At 60.7% G+C, this 12,360-nt stretch carries 11 protein-coding genes and 5 pseudogenes; 10 read left to right on the top strand and 6 right to left on the bottom strand.

From position 1 onward, the window contains the following. Window positions 1–65 precede the first annotated feature (65 nt). From NGR_RS00410 to NGR_RS00420, 3 genes and pseudogenes are all read right to left on the bottom strand, one after another. Window positions 66–545 carry a phosphate-starvation-inducible PsiE family protein gene (locus tag NGR_RS00410; protein ID WP_012706161.1) on the bottom strand — a complete coding sequence of 160 codons (480 nt, stop codon included), beginning with the start codon at window positions 543–545 and terminating at the stop codon, window positions 66–68. 144 nt (window positions 546–689) lie between these two features. Next, the gene (locus NGR_RS00415; protein WP_012706162.1) at window positions 690–1,787 is read right to left on the bottom strand and encodes a LuxR C-terminal-related transcriptional regulator; all 1,098 of its coding nucleotides are present in this window, start codon (window positions 1,785–1,787) and stop codon (window positions 690–692) included. Window positions 1,788–2,284: 497 nt separating this feature from the next. Further along, a pseudogene (locus tag NGR_RS00420) lies at window positions 2,285–2,669 on the bottom strand (DUF1269 domain-containing protein); the annotation flags it as partial. A 204-nt stretch (window positions 2,670–2,873) separates the two neighbouring features. Here NGR_RS00420 and NGR_RS00425 point away from each other — a divergent pair. After that, window positions 2,874–3,707, top strand: coding sequence for a universal stress protein (locus NGR_RS00425; protein WP_012706164.1), 834 nt, complete (start codon window positions 2,874–2,876; stop codon window positions 3,705–3,707). Between the two features lie 69 nt (window positions 3,708–3,776). On the opposite strand, the pseudogene NGR_RS00430 reads toward NGR_RS00425, so the two are convergent. Further along, window positions 3,777–4,019, bottom strand: a pseudogene (locus NGR_RS00430) (IS21 family transposase); the annotation flags it as partial. Between the two features lie 38 nt (window positions 4,020–4,057). Here NGR_RS00430 and NGR_RS00435 point away from each other — a divergent pair. The 5 genes from NGR_RS00435 to NGR_RS00455 all read left to right on the top strand — a co-directional run bounded on the left by NGR_RS00435 (window position 4,058) and on the right by NGR_RS00455 (window position 7,657). Next, the gene (locus NGR_RS00435) at window positions 4,058–4,327 is read left to right on the top strand and encodes a DUF5372 family protein (protein WP_010875067.1); all 270 of its coding nucleotides are present in this window, start codon (window positions 4,058–4,060) and stop codon (window positions 4,325–4,327) included. A gap of 190 nt (window positions 4,328–4,517) precedes the next feature. Further along, on the top strand, window positions 4,518–4,967 hold the full coding sequence (locus NGR_RS32715; RefSeq protein ID WP_010875068.1) for a helix-turn-helix domain-containing protein: 450 nt from the start codon (window positions 4,518–4,520) through the stop codon (window positions 4,965–4,967). Between the two features lie 19 nt (window positions 4,968–4,986). After that, window positions 4,987–5,253 carry a transposase gene (locus NGR_RS32720; protein WP_010875069.1) on the top strand — a complete coding sequence of 89 codons (267 nt, stop codon included), beginning with the start codon at window positions 4,987–4,989 and terminating at the stop codon, window positions 5,251–5,253. Next, window positions 5,243–7,327 carry a recombinase family protein gene (locus NGR_RS00450; RefSeq protein WP_010875070.1) on the top strand — a complete coding sequence of 695 codons (2,085 nt, stop codon included), beginning with the start codon at window positions 5,243–5,245 and terminating at the stop codon, window positions 7,325–7,327. Before NGR_RS32720 ends, NGR_RS00450 begins: the two co-directional genes overlap by 11 nt. Window positions 7,328–7,438: 111 nt before the next feature. Beyond that, a complete protein-coding gene (locus NGR_RS00455) occupies window positions 7,439–7,657 on the top strand; it encodes a hypothetical protein (protein WP_164923777.1) in 219 nt (72 codons plus the stop codon). 198 nt (window positions 7,658–7,855) lie between these two features. Here the strand turns inward: NGR_RS00455 and NGR_RS32725 are convergent. Beyond that, a pseudogene (locus NGR_RS32725) lies at window positions 7,856–8,066 on the bottom strand (hypothetical protein). Window positions 8,067–8,170: 104 nt separating this feature from the next. Here NGR_RS32725 and NGR_RS00460 point away from each other — a divergent pair. The 4 genes and pseudogenes from NGR_RS00460 to NGR_RS00475 all read left to right on the top strand — a co-directional run. Next, a pseudogene (locus tag NGR_RS00460) lies at window positions 8,171–8,335 on the top strand (DUF3606 domain-containing protein); the annotation flags it as partial. A gap of 399 nt (window positions 8,336–8,734) precedes the next feature. After that, window positions 8,735–9,499: a rhomboid family intramembrane serine protease gene (locus NGR_RS00465; RefSeq protein ID WP_012706165.1), complete on the top strand. Its 765-nt coding sequence runs from the start codon at window positions 8,735–8,737 to the stop codon at window positions 9,497–9,499. Further along, complete coding sequence (locus NGR_RS00470) at window positions 9,490–10,317, top strand: SDH family Clp fold serine proteinase (protein WP_012706166.1); 828 nt, start codon at window positions 9,490–9,492, stop codon at window positions 10,315–10,317. The genes NGR_RS00465 and NGR_RS00470 overlap by 10 nt, the downstream gene beginning before the upstream one ends. 150 nt (window positions 10,318–10,467) lie before the next feature. After that, window positions 10,468–11,484: pseudogene (locus tag NGR_RS00475) on the top strand (Clp protease N-terminal domain-containing protein); the annotation flags it as partial. 88 nt (window positions 11,485–11,572) lie between these two features. On the opposite strand, the gene istB reads toward NGR_RS00475, so the two are convergent. Beyond that, a complete protein-coding gene (istB, locus tag NGR_RS00480; RefSeq protein WP_012708757.1) occupies window positions 11,573–12,349 on the bottom strand; it encodes an IS21-like element ISRsp2 family helper ATPase IstB in 777 nt (258 codons plus the stop codon). Between the last annotated feature and the right edge of the window lie 11 nt (window positions 12,350–12,360).

The following is a 12,360-nucleotide window of genomic DNA, read 5'->3' on the forward strand; positions in this document are numbered from 1 at the left end:
TCTGCCGGGAGCAGGCTGATGGCACATTGACGGTCGTCAGTTGCGCAAGCGCGAATGCAAATCGATCAGCCTTGGGAATCCTTTACAGGGCGCCTGTCGCGATCGCTGACCAGCCAGTAGACGATGCCCAAGGCAAGAATGGCGGCCGCGAGCGCCAGTATGTGCAGCGCATCGGTTTCCGTGAGGTCCAGAATGATGACCTTTCGGCAGATGGCCAGAAGCGCGATCACCACCACCGAGCGGATCGCCACCACGGTGTCCCGTCGTGCCGCCACCACGAGCAGCGATTTCTTGAATTCCAGGGCGATGATGACCGTGAAGATCATGCCGAAGACATCCTGGAAGGCGGTATAGTCGGATGGATCGAGGCTCCCGGACAAGACCAGGCCTACAAGGATTTTCAGGGTGAGATTCCAGACCGCGGCGACAACGACGACGGCGATGAGGGCGGTCAGGATCACGACGACGACATATTCGAATCGCTCATAGAACGAAAGCGGCAGGAGCTCGGCCCTCGTCGTTCTTAGTCCGTTCCTGATCAACATTGGTCCTCCTATTCAGCGTTGGCAACCGTAATAGTAGTTCAACTGCGCCCGACCTCACTGACCGTCATCATCGTTCAACGAGTCCAGTTTGCGTGGATTGGGCCGGTCTCCGGCGGGCCAACCCGTCGAACGGACACTTCCCGGTCAGGGTTTGACGGCGCCGGAAATGATTGCGAGCTTGATTGCTTCCGCCAAAGTCCGCACGCCTAGGCGCCGCATCATCCGCGCCCGATGAACTTCGATGGTCCTCACGCTTATGCCGAGTTCGTGAGCTATCACCTTGTGTGAGCATCCGGCAACCAGAGCATGCAGAACCTGGCGTTCCCGTTCCGACAGGCTCTCAACGCGAGCCACGGCCAGCATGATCTCACGCGTCGTCGCCAAAGCCGGTGAATCATTCGAAATACGTTCGGCTCGATTCCACTTGCGGATATCGACGCTGATCGTGCCGACGGCAACGGGCTCTGTCGTACGAGCGTCGATGCGGAAGCTCTCGACCAGAAGGGGGGTCGTCATACCGGTCTTTGCGTTCAGGAAGGAAAGCTGGCCGGCCCATCGCCCTTCGGACAAGACTCTCGGCCACACCTCGTATCGGGCTCGATCACGGTCGCGGAACTCCAGGAAATCGACGACATGAAGCTCTTGCGCTTCCTGAATGCTCGCCATGCCGACCAGTCTAAGGCCGGCCGGATTGACGAAAAGCGGCACGCCTTGAAGGTTTGCTACGCCGATAAAATTCGAAGAAAGGCTGACCAGCGTTGTCAGATGCGTTGCGACAACCGGGCCTTCCGCCTGTTCCATTGCCGCCGTTGCTTCGTTGGCGGCCATCCGCAGGACGAGCCTCTCGAACCCTGTGGGATAGTCGGATCGTTTCGAGGCGACGAACAATATGGCCTCGGCCTTGAATCCCAAGGTCGTCGAAAAGACAGTCACAAGATCGCCGCTGAGTGCACTCTGGATTCTGCTTAGACGCCTGACCGACGAACCGTGCAGGGATGCTCGAATTGCAGGGATCAATGCCGCGGGGATACGTCCTTCAGGCCCAAATGCCAGTTCCACGGTATGCGGATCAGCGTCTACAAATAGGTAGGCGAAATCGGCATCGAGTATTTTGACGAGAACGGAAGCGAGATTTCCAGCGATCGCCTCGTCGCCCATCTCTTTCCAGAGTAGTGGCAATGCGGAGAGCCGGACCAAAGCACGCAATAAGCGTCGGATCTCTGTTCTTTCCGTCTGAGGCATGCAGTTCTCCGTCCTCAGGAATTTCATGCTCGACGGAATATATCTGCCAACTAATTGTCGAATGGATAAAAACCATAGAATTTAATTCAGCCCCCATAAAGCCGCCCCGGATAAAAACATACGCAGACCACGGATCGAACGGCGGGTCGTCAATGATGGTTCCAATAGACAGACGGCGTTATACTGTTCTTGACGACCCAAACTCGGCAATAGAGAACGAGGTAATTGTAACAGTTTTCGATTGGCACGGGAAAGCACCCGTGCGTGCGACAGTGGGCTGGAATGCTCATTCCCGGAAAGGAAGAGATGTAGGATCCGACGAAGGAGCTGAAAGAGACGTCGAAGCGGCTCTCGCCCAAGCTCATCGGCTCGTCGAGCGCTACGGTTTCCAGTGCATCGTCATCGTGCTCGAACATGAAGATCTATGGGATCCAAAATGGGGCACCCTCATCCGACGGTGAGGCGCTTAAGCTTTCCGACTCGCCGTCGCCGAGCGGCTAGAGTGTTTTGCCATTGAGCGCTTCCAGTGCCTCGCGCAGCGCCTGTTCCTTGCTCCTGTCGAGTGACGTCTTGGTTGCCTTGCCGCCGCTCCCCTTGATGGCGTCGAGCAGCTTGTCCGCGGTCATCGTCGAACAAGAAGGAAAAGAGTCGCGCTTCCTGGCTCCAGGCTGGCAGCCAGCTCCTTCCTGAAATCGTCATTAGTGCCGGGGCCTGACAAGGCGCCGCCGATTGCGCCTGAGGCGGCTCCGAGTGCCGCGCCGGATAGTGCGCCGACCGCGCCCCCGTCACCGGCATCAGGAAGATCGCGCCGACGATCAAGCCCCAGAGGCTGCCCTGAAGCGCCCCGATCCGAGTCGGGCTGACAAGTTGGTTTAGGCTCAAAGTATCCTAGGCCTTAGCAGCTGTGCCGCCCTGACGAACGTCAGTTTTTCCCACCTGCGGCCAGGCGATCAGCGGTTGGGCTCGAAGCAGAACTTCGTCAGCGCTGACGACCGTCAATGAAACCTGCGCAGCACCTCCTAAATTGGACCTGTCGGGCCGTCGTGACAGCGCGTCGGAGTTAATTGCCGGTCTCAGGAGGCAGCTATGATCAAGGTGGTATTGGTACGACTCGACGGGACATCCGGCGACGAATTCCGCTTGGCCGCATCTGAGAGCCTTGCCAAGCTGTTTGATTCGCATCTGGTCGGCCTGATCCTGAATACATTGCCGGAGCCGGCATTGGCCGAATCTGGAGTGAGTGTCGAGTTCTGGACACGTCTTCTCCAACAGGCCCGCGAGCGGGGGAAGGAACTGGAATCCGACCTTAGAAGCCGGCTTCGAGCGATCAGTCCATCGGCGGAGTTGCGGCGCTTCGACGTCTATGCCCACGAGCAGGCGCGCGTTGCTTCCCGCGAATCCCGCGCCGCCGATGTATTTCTCGCCCTCAGACTGAGCGACGCCGACAAGACAGTGGAGCTCCATGATGTGGTGGAAGAGATTCTGTTCGAATCCGGCAGGCATTTGTTTCTCGTTGCCGACCAGAAGGCCTTCGGACAAGGCTTCGAGCACGCGATAATTGCCTGGAACCGGAGCCGGGAAGCCGCGAGGGCGGTTGCCGAGGCGTTGCCGTATCTGGCAAAGTCGCGTGCCGTCACCGTCGTCGTGATCGACCAAGGCGCAATGTCGGACCTGCCGGCGAAGGAGGGCGACGAGCTAGTCGATTATCTCCGCCATCACGGCATCAGCGCTTCCATCCATGTCGCAAGGGGACGCGGGCTTGATACGTCGTCGGCGCTGCTTGAGGTAATCGCCGAACAAAAAGCCGACCTCATCGTCATGGGGGGCTACGGCCATTCACGATTGCGCGAATGGCTTCTCGGCGGGGTTACCTTCAACCTACTGCGTAAATCCCCAGTGTCTCTGGTCATTGCTCATTAGTGGAATAGAACAATTCGTGGCGCTGACAGCAGCCATTCCCTTAAGCGGCCAGTGGCGCCGCATCTGAACGACTACGCAGTCCGCGTCAACCTTGCGGACAAGATCGCGCAACTGTCCGAATGGCGCCCGGCCGGCGAGCGGGCGCAGCGTTCCGTCCGTCGGCGGCATGCCCGTCGTTCCATGGTCGCTCTTATCGGCGATGTCTCGTGTCCACCGCTCCAGATGTGCCTCGAACTGCTCCCAGCTCTCGAACTGGCGGTCGGCGATTTCGTTGCGCTTGACGTAGCCGACCCCGCGCTCGTCCTTCCCTTTCTTTCAAGTCCAGGACTGCAGTTCGTACTGACACTCAAGTGCGTATAGAGTTCGAGGTCACGCACCCGTTCCATCCGTGGCGCGGCCAGCGCTTCGTGTTGTCGACACGCAAGCAGAACTGGGGCGAGGATCGCGTCATGTTCTACGACGCGGATGGGCGGCTTCGCTCGCTGCTTGCGTCATGGACGGACGTCGCTGCACCCGATGTTTTCATTCAGATCGCGGCCGGTAGGTCGTTCGTGCGTCCAGATGATCTGGCAACCCTAGCCGCATTGATCGAGCAAATCGAGCGCAGCCATGGCGGCTGAATGCGTGTCAGGCAATTTATGCCGATTATGTAAATCTAATTATGCCGAATCATACGGGCGCTCACAGCGATAATTGCCTCTACATTGTAGTTATATGCAGCATAAACAGCCATATCGCCCGGCGTCGTTAGGTTGACACGTTCTCTATCGAGGCGTAATTTGATTTACACCACTAGGAAGAGGTTATGCCATGCCCAACGAGACCAAACGTGAGCGACTGCGCGAGCTCGGAGCACTCAATGCGCGGCCCGAAGCCGTCCGTGCACCCTGGTTTCGTGAGTCCACCTTCTTCGATCCTCTCGATCTCGTGCAGGTGAAGTACGAGATGCTGCGTCACGTCCAGGAGGATGGCGTCAACAAGGCCGATGCCGCCGCGCTTTTCGGTCTGTCGCGGCCAACCTACTATCAGGCCGAGGCCGCGTTCGAACGCGACGGCATTGCCGGCCTGCTGCCGCGCACCCGAGGGCCAAAGTCGGCCCACAAACTCACCGACGAGGTCATGCAGCTCATCGAGCAGAACCAGCATGCGGGCGCCCCGCTGCAGGCGCGCTCCCTGGCAGAACTGCTGCATTCGACGCTCGGCATCAGTGTCCATCCCCGCAGCATCGAACGCGCGATCGCCCGTAAAAAAAAACGGTGAGCCCCATGCACGCACCCCGGTGCTACCGCGCAGCTGCAAGGATTTCTACGAGACGCTGCGCACCGCCGTCCTTTGCGGTCAGGCCTGCGCCAAGGACATGGGCGCCATCGTTTTCCACGGCCTTTGGCAAGGGCTGGCGGTGCTGATCGCGCAGCCTCCCCCGCCGACGCATCGGCGGCTGGAATCACGGCCTACGGCTTCGGTCGCAGTGCACGATCGCCAGCTCGTGCACATGCTCGCCAACATGGTGCTGGCAGCAGAGACCCGAGGGAACCATGTCTACTGACATCGCCATAAAGGTTGACGCCGACCATCTGCGGCGTGATGCATTCCTCTACGTGCGTCAGTCCTCGCTTCGTCAGGTGTTCGAGAACACCGAGAGCACCAAGCGGCAATACGCCCTGCGCGATCGCGCCGTGGCGCTGGGCTGGCCGATCGAACGTGTCCACGTCATCGATAGCGACCTCGGCCTCTCCGGCGCGCAGTCGCAGGACCGCGACGGCTTCCAGCACCTGGTGAGCGAAGTGGCGATGGGACATGCAGGGATCGTGCTGGGGCTGGAAGTGTCGCGCCTGGCACGCAACAATGCCGACTGGCACCGTCTCCTTGAGCTGGCCGCCTTGTCGCGCACGCTCATCATGGACGAGGACGGCGTCTATGATCCGGCCTATTTCAACGACCGCATGCTGCTCGGCCTGAAGGGCACGATGAGCGAGGCCGAACTGCACATCCTGAAGTCGCGGCTGCAAGGCGGCATTCTCAACAAGGCGCGCCGCGGCGAACTCGAGATGCCGCTGCCGATCGGGTTGGTCTACACCCCTGACGCGCGGGTCGTGCTCGATCCCGACCGACAGATCCAGGACACGGTGCGGCTCCTGTTCGATACTTTCCGCCAGACCGGCTCGGCCTGCGCCGTCGTGCGCCGCCTGCGGGGCGAGAAGATCCTCTTTCCGCGGCGTATCCGTCGCGGCATCGGCAAGGGCGACGTCCTGTGGAACGAGATCGACCATTCCCGCGTGCTCCAGATCTTGCACAACCCGCGCTATGCCGGCGCCTTCGCCTATGGACGCACGCGCACCGCCTACAATGCCAAGCTGAAGCCCGTGCAACTGCGCGTGGCGAGATCCGACTGGCAGGTACTGATTCCCGACGCCCACGACGGCTACATTTCCTGGGCCGAATACGAACGCAATCAGGCAGCCCTGGAACAGAACGCCACCGGTTTTTCACCCGGCCTGCGTGGACGCATGCCCCGCCAGGGCAGCGGCCTGTTGCAGGGACGGCTGCTGTGCGGCCGCTGCGGTGCACGCATGCGGGTCCATTACGAGCCGTTCGAGGGGCGGCTGCGCCCATATTACGTCTGCAACGAAGCCGTCGTGCGACACGCCGGCAAACACTGCCAATGGGTGCGCGGTGCTCCGGTCGACGAGGCGGTGAGCGCGCTACTGCTGGAGGTAATGGCGCCGGCAGCGATCGATGTCGCGCTTGCCGTGCAGCAGGAGATCACCCAGCGCGTGGAGCAGGCCGCGGCGCTGCGCGGCACGCAGCTGCAACGCGCCCGCTATGAGGCTGAACTGGCCCGCCGGCGCTACCTGAAGGTCGATCCGGACAACCGCCTGGTCGCCGACGCGCTGGAAGCCGACTGGAACGCACGGCTGCGCGACCTCGACGCACTCCAGCGCGAGCACGAGCGCCAGAACGAGGCCGACCACTCGCTGCTGGACGAGCCAGCGCAGCAGCGCATCAGGGCGCTGACCGCCGATTTCCCGCGCATCTGGAACGACGAGCGCACCGGTGCCGTCGAACGCAAGCGCATGCTCGGCCTTCTCATCGAAGACGTGACGCTGCTCGTCGACGATGAGGTCAACATCAACATCCGTTGGCGCGGCGGGCGCACGCAGAGCCTGTCGGTGGCCAGACCTCGGCCTATGTCGGTGATACGCAAGACGCCGGCACAGGTCGTGGCGTTGATCAACGAGCTGCTGGAGGCCACCAACGACCGGCAGATCGCCGCTCGTCTCAACGAACTCGGGCATCGCAACTGGCGCGGCGAACCCTTCACGCCGAAGAAGGTCATGCTCGTGCGCCGCACCTATGGTTTGAAGAGCCGGTACGAACGGCTGCGCGAGGGCGGCATGCTCACCGGCGAGGAAGTAGCCCAGCAGCTCGGCGTATGCGAATCGACCGTTCACCAACTCGGGCGCAAAGGCACTCTCAAGCGTCATCGATACGCCAGCAACCATCGATACTTGTACGAACCGCCGGGCAACGTCAGACTCGAAAAAGGCGCCGGCAGTCGATATGGTGGCCGTCAACCCAGATTAATTGTCGCTCAACCACTCCAACAAGGTGCATCGTGATGTCCGCTCCTTCGTTCGAGCCCGGTAGGGTGCGCAAGCGCGTGGTGTAAACAACAGTGGGCGAAGGCCCATAGCCGCGAACCCGAAGGCGCCCCATTTCCTGCAGCCGGCATGCTCGCAATAGTGTACGTAGAGCGTCGTGGCGTGCTTGGCCGCGCCTTGCTCGTCGCTCACCTCGTCGTGACGCTCTGGGCGGGGCAACCAGCCGCGGGTGAAGCCTATGCCCATTGCTATCTAGGCCAATTCCAGTTGCTCCCGCAGGTGCTTGCAGTCGGCGAGCAGCGTGCGGATTGTCGCTTCCGCGTCACCGCCGTGGCAAGCAAGGGCTGACGCCACCTCGTCCATCAAGGAGGTTGACTCTCCGAAGTCGGAAATTTGCTTCTCAGCAGACATGATGGCTCCTTCTCCGCGCATGCGCAAAGTCATTTACCCAGAGGTTTTCAGATTGGCGGCCGCAACACCGATGAATGTTCTTATTAAGTTCTAGTGGCGCTGAGAGTCAATGCGGCTGGCGAATAGTTCCGAAGATCAGGTCGGCTCTGGCACGTTTGAGCGGCTAGGGCCGGCATCGCAACCATCGTCGGGACGGTGGTCCGGCCACCAACGTTGCCAATCATCGCCAAGCGCTTCTCGCGCCTGTCGGCCATCTAGACGTGTCATAGTCATGCTCTGTAATGCCGCTCTCCGGCGGCAAGTAGGCGGCGATGTCTCGTTGCCAATCCTCGATCAGCTTCATCATTCTTGCTGCGTCGGACGTGGTCTTCTCCTTACCTGATCAATACCAGCGGCTGATCAAGGTTCCGCACGCTCTGCTTAGAATGGCTTCTATCCTTTGGCGGACAACCCGAAGAACAGGGTCGCGACCGCGAGCTGGTTTCCACACAGGAGCACGAAGTCGCATATATGATGCGGACGGCGAAGGTTACGAGGCAGAAGGCACTCGAGGCGATCCGCGAGGCGGGACCGGACCGTAAGAAAGTGATCGACTATCTGGCGAAAGCCAAATAGCGCGAGTGCCCGCACAGGGGGACTAGAGCGGGCACTCTAACAGGTTGAGGGACCTGTGCCGCTGAGGGGGAATAAGCGGCACCAAGATAATCCACCGGTGGTGTGATTGTTCCGGTTCCCTACGGCCGGCCGTGAAAATTATCCCCTCGGGCCCAACGGTCCGGTTCCGCTGTCGCCGTGACGGAAATATCTGCGTCTTTCGGGAACACGAGCGTCACTGTTCGCCCATCACGATCGACAACATCCTACGGTGGTAACGGTGAACAAAAAATGAGCCGGATGTACCCTAAGGAGACAATATCGGGAGACCTGACGGCCGGATAGCCTCAGCCACCGCCGCCAAAATTATGCTTGCAGGCTGGCGACACCGCGCTATCTCCCTTGCCGGAGGAAAGCTTCATGCTTCCGGTCAGGGACGCCATACCCACGCGCTACCCGCCTACGGTGGTCTGGACTCTGATCGCCGCCAATATCCTGGTTTTCCTCTTTCAAATTTCACTTCCACCGAGAGCGGAAGAGGTTTTCCTATTCAGCTATGGTCTGATTCCCTCGCGCTATTTCGGGGAGCTCAAGCTCAGCTACCCGCCACAGGATCTGTCCGATTATCTGCCGTTTGTCAGCAACATGTTCCTGCACGGCGGATGGCTGCACTTGATCCTGAACATGTGGACGCTCTGGGTCTTTGGCCCCGCGGTCGAGGACCGAGTGGGTCTGGCGAGGTTCGCCATGTTCTATCTGGTCTGTGGTCTCGTCGCTTCATCGGTGCACGCCATCGCCAATCCGAATTCGGTTATCCCGGCCGTTGGGGCATCCGGCGCGATTGCGGGCGTGATCGGATGCTATGCGCGGATGTTTCCATTCGCGCGGCTCGTCATGATTGTGCCAATTCTGTTCATACCTTTGTTCTTCGAGATCCCCGCTCTCGGATTTGCCGCCATCTGGTTCTTGATGCAGGTCATTCCGGGTGTCTTCTCGCTGGGTCAGCTATCCGATGTCGGGGGCGTCGCGTGGTGGGCTCACATCGGTGGCTTCATTGCCGGATGGATCCTGGCTCCGGTCTTGCGGCGAGCGCGGCGGACGTATCGGAAATACTACCCCGATGAAGGCGTCTACGGGTTCCTGCCCGATGGGCGCCGTCAGGAAGGACGCGGACCATGGGGGTGATGGATCTTCTCTGGATCTTCCTGATGATCACCGCGATGCAGCCGGTCCTGCATCGGCGATATCTCGAAGCGATGCGGATCCGTAAGATCGCCCAAGTCGAAAAGAAGCGCGAAAGCCGAGTGATCCTGCTTGTCCACCGGCAAGAGACTATGGGCTTCCTCGGCTTTCCACTCATGCGCTACATCGACATCAATGACAGTGAAGAGGTGCTGCGCGCAGTCCAGATGACGGACGACGATGTACCCCTTGATCTCGTCCTGCACACGCCCGGCGGGCTGGTGCTCGCGGCGCTCCAGATCGCGCGCGCCGTCAGGAACCACAAAGGAAAGGTTACCGTTTTTGTGCCCCACTACGCTATGTCAGGGGGAACGTTGATCGCGCTGGCCGCGGACGAGATCGTCATGTGCCGGCATTCCGTCCTGGGCCCGATCGATCCGCAGCTGGGGCAAATGCCGGCGGCATCGATCATCAAGGTCGCCGAGCAGAAACCACTTGCGGAGGTGGACGACCACACCTTGATCATGGCCGATATCGGACGAAAGGCGATCCGGCAAGTGGAAGCGGCCGCAGCAGCGCTTCTGAGCAGACACATGGACGAGGATGCGTCCAGGACACTTGCGGCAAAGCTCGCCAGTGGGACATGGACGCACGATTATCCGATCTCGCCCGAGGAGGCGAAGGTGATGGGCCTGCTCGTCAGCACCGATATTCCGAACGAGGTGCTGGAGCTCATGACGCTCTATCCGCAACCCGTCCGGCAACAGCGTGGAGTGGAATACCTGCCTTTTCCTCGTCAGCGCGAGTTGCGCCACCGATGAAGGTGCCTGCGAGATCTCCGAGTTCCGGGACCGTTGCCGCGTGCGTGTACCGGCTGGTTCGCCACAAGGACACCAAAACGGCCCGCAAACCACTCCGTGAATAAGCCTCGGGTCGGCACAAGCCCGCCCCCTACAGAACGGGAGAGTGTTATGGCCAACGGAAAATGCGACATCTGTGGAATGCCAGCAACCGTGCGCGCACAGGTCGTTAGTAGCGGTCGTCGGCAGAACATGGAACTCTGTGATGAGCACTACCGCCAGCTTGCGCGTCAGAGCCGCGGCCGGTCGGCTTCGCCCTTGGAGGAACTGTTCGGGCGCAGCGGCAGTCTTTTTGAGGACTTTTTCGGCGACAGCCTATTTCCCGGCGCTGGGTTCGGATCCGAGGAAGAGGGCGGGCGAACGAGTGCTCCCGTTCACCGCGGCGGGCGCAAAGGCCCGGCCGCCTTGGCTGACCGCTTGAGCGAGCAGGCGGAGAAAATCCTTCAGGAGGCAGCGCACAAATCGGTGGAATTCGGGCGACGGGAAGTCGATACCGAACATCTGCTTTGGGCGCTCGCCGACAGCGAAGTCGTGCGGACAATCCTCAACCAGTTCAAGGTGTCGTCGGACGACCTGCGGCAGCAGATCGAGAAGGAGGCGCGGCGCGGTCAGGCGAAACCTGATGAAGAAGAGAGTGAAATCGGTGTCAGTCCGCGTGTAAAGGATGCGCTTTCTCGCGCCTTTGTGACCTCGAACGAGTTGGGCCACACCTATGTTGGTCCGGAGCACTTGCTGATCGGTCTTACGGAGGAAGGAGAAGGGCTCGCGGCGGACCTCCTGAAACGCTACGGATTGACGCCGCAGGCCTTGCGCCAGCAGGTGACGAAAGTGGTCGGCCGCGGCGCCGAGGAAGGCCGGGTGGAGGCACCATCCACTACGCCCGATCTCGACAAATATTCTAGAGACCTCACGAAGATGGCGCGCGAGGGAAAACTCGATCCGGTGATTGGGCGAGCAAAGGAGATCGAGACTACGATCGAGGTGCTGGCTCGGCGCAAGAAGAACAACCCGGTGCTGATAGGCGAACCCGGCGTGGGGAAGACAGCGATCGTCGAGGGGCTCGCTCAACGCATCGTTACGGGCGAAGTACCCGAGGCGCTGCGCGAGAAGTGCGCGCTTCGCAAAAACTGGACATTGATTCCGCTAAATCCCGGACAGCAATTTCATTAAAGTCCGGACAGTTTGATGCGGTTGGTCCTCGGCAGCCTGGTTAGCATCAGGGCTGATTGATTTCGCCGTTTTCTGCCCCAGTCAAGAGGGGTGCGCTTTTTTGCTTTCGCATGCTCTCGCCCCGGAGGGTGATGCGGTGAGCATTGTGGACGATACGGTCGAGTATGGCGTCGGCGACCGTGCTGTCGGCAATAAGGTCGTGCCAGCTTGCCACGGGAACCTGAGCTGTGATCAGGGTGGACTTTCGCTGATAACGCTCCTCGACGATTTCGAAGAGGTGAAAGCGCTGCTGATCGGAGAGCGTATGGGTTCCAAAGTCATCGAGGATGAGGAGCTGGACGCGGGTGAGCCTGTCGATGAGGCGGGGGAAGGAGCCGTCGAGGCGGGCAAGCGCGAGCTCCTCGAACATTCGGGGCACGCGCACATAGAGCACGGAGTGACCGAGCCTGGCCGCTTGCCTGCCGAAGGCACAGGCCAGCCATGACTTGCCGGTGCCGGTGTGGCCGGTGATGATCAGGCCCTCGTGGGCGGTGAGCCATTGCCCCTGGGCGAGCGCCATGGTGTTGCGCCGGTCGAGACCGCGGGCGGCGGCGAAGTCGATATCTTCGATACAGGCCTGGGCAAAGCGTAGCTTGGCGGAGGCGAGCCGGTTACGGATGCGCTTGTCGGCGCGCAGGGTGACTTCGCGGTCGAGCATCAGTCCGAGCCACTCATCGCGGCTGAGCTCATTGGTGCCGGACTGCTCGGTCAATTCGCGCCAGGCGGCGGCCATGCCCGTCAGCCCGAGGGCCTGCATCTGGTCGAGGGTGGGGTTCGTCAGCATTCTTGCTTCCT

The organism is Sinorhizobium fredii NGR234, assembly GCF_000018545.1.
GTDB classification, from domain to species: domain Bacteria; phylum Pseudomonadota; class Alphaproteobacteria; order Rhizobiales; family Rhizobiaceae; genus Sinorhizobium; species Sinorhizobium fredii_A.

Coding starts and splice junctions, on each gene's coding strand:
- NGR_RS00410 (WP_012706161.1), bottom strand. CDS start 545: ATGTTGATCAGGAACGGACTAAGAACGACGAGGGCCGAGCTCCTGCCG.
- NGR_RS00415 (WP_012706162.1), bottom strand. CDS start 1,787: ATGCCTCAGACGGAAAGAACAGAGATCCGACGCTTATTGCGTGCTTTG.
- NGR_RS00425 (WP_012706164.1), top strand. CDS start 2,874: ATGATCAAGGTGGTATTGGTACGACTCGACGGGACATCCGGCGACGAA.
- NGR_RS32715 (WP_010875068.1), top strand. CDS start 4,518: ATGCCCAACGAGACCAAACGTGAGCGACTGCGCGAGCTCGGAGCACTC.
- NGR_RS00450 (WP_010875070.1), top strand. CDS start 5,243: ATGTCTACTGACATCGCCATAAAGGTTGACGCCGACCATCTGCGGCGT.
- NGR_RS00455 (WP_164923777.1), top strand. CDS start 7,439: ATGCTCGCAATAGTGTACGTAGAGCGTCGTGGCGTGCTTGGCCGCGCC.
- NGR_RS00465 (WP_012706165.1), top strand. CDS start 8,735: ATGCTTCCGGTCAGGGACGCCATACCCACGCGCTACCCGCCTACGGTG.
- NGR_RS00470 (WP_012706166.1), top strand. CDS start 9,490: ATGGGGGTGATGGATCTTCTCTGGATCTTCCTGATGATCACCGCGATG.
- istB (WP_012708757.1), bottom strand. CDS start 12,349: ATGCTGACGAACCCCACCCTCGACCAGATGCAGGCCCTCGGGCTGACG.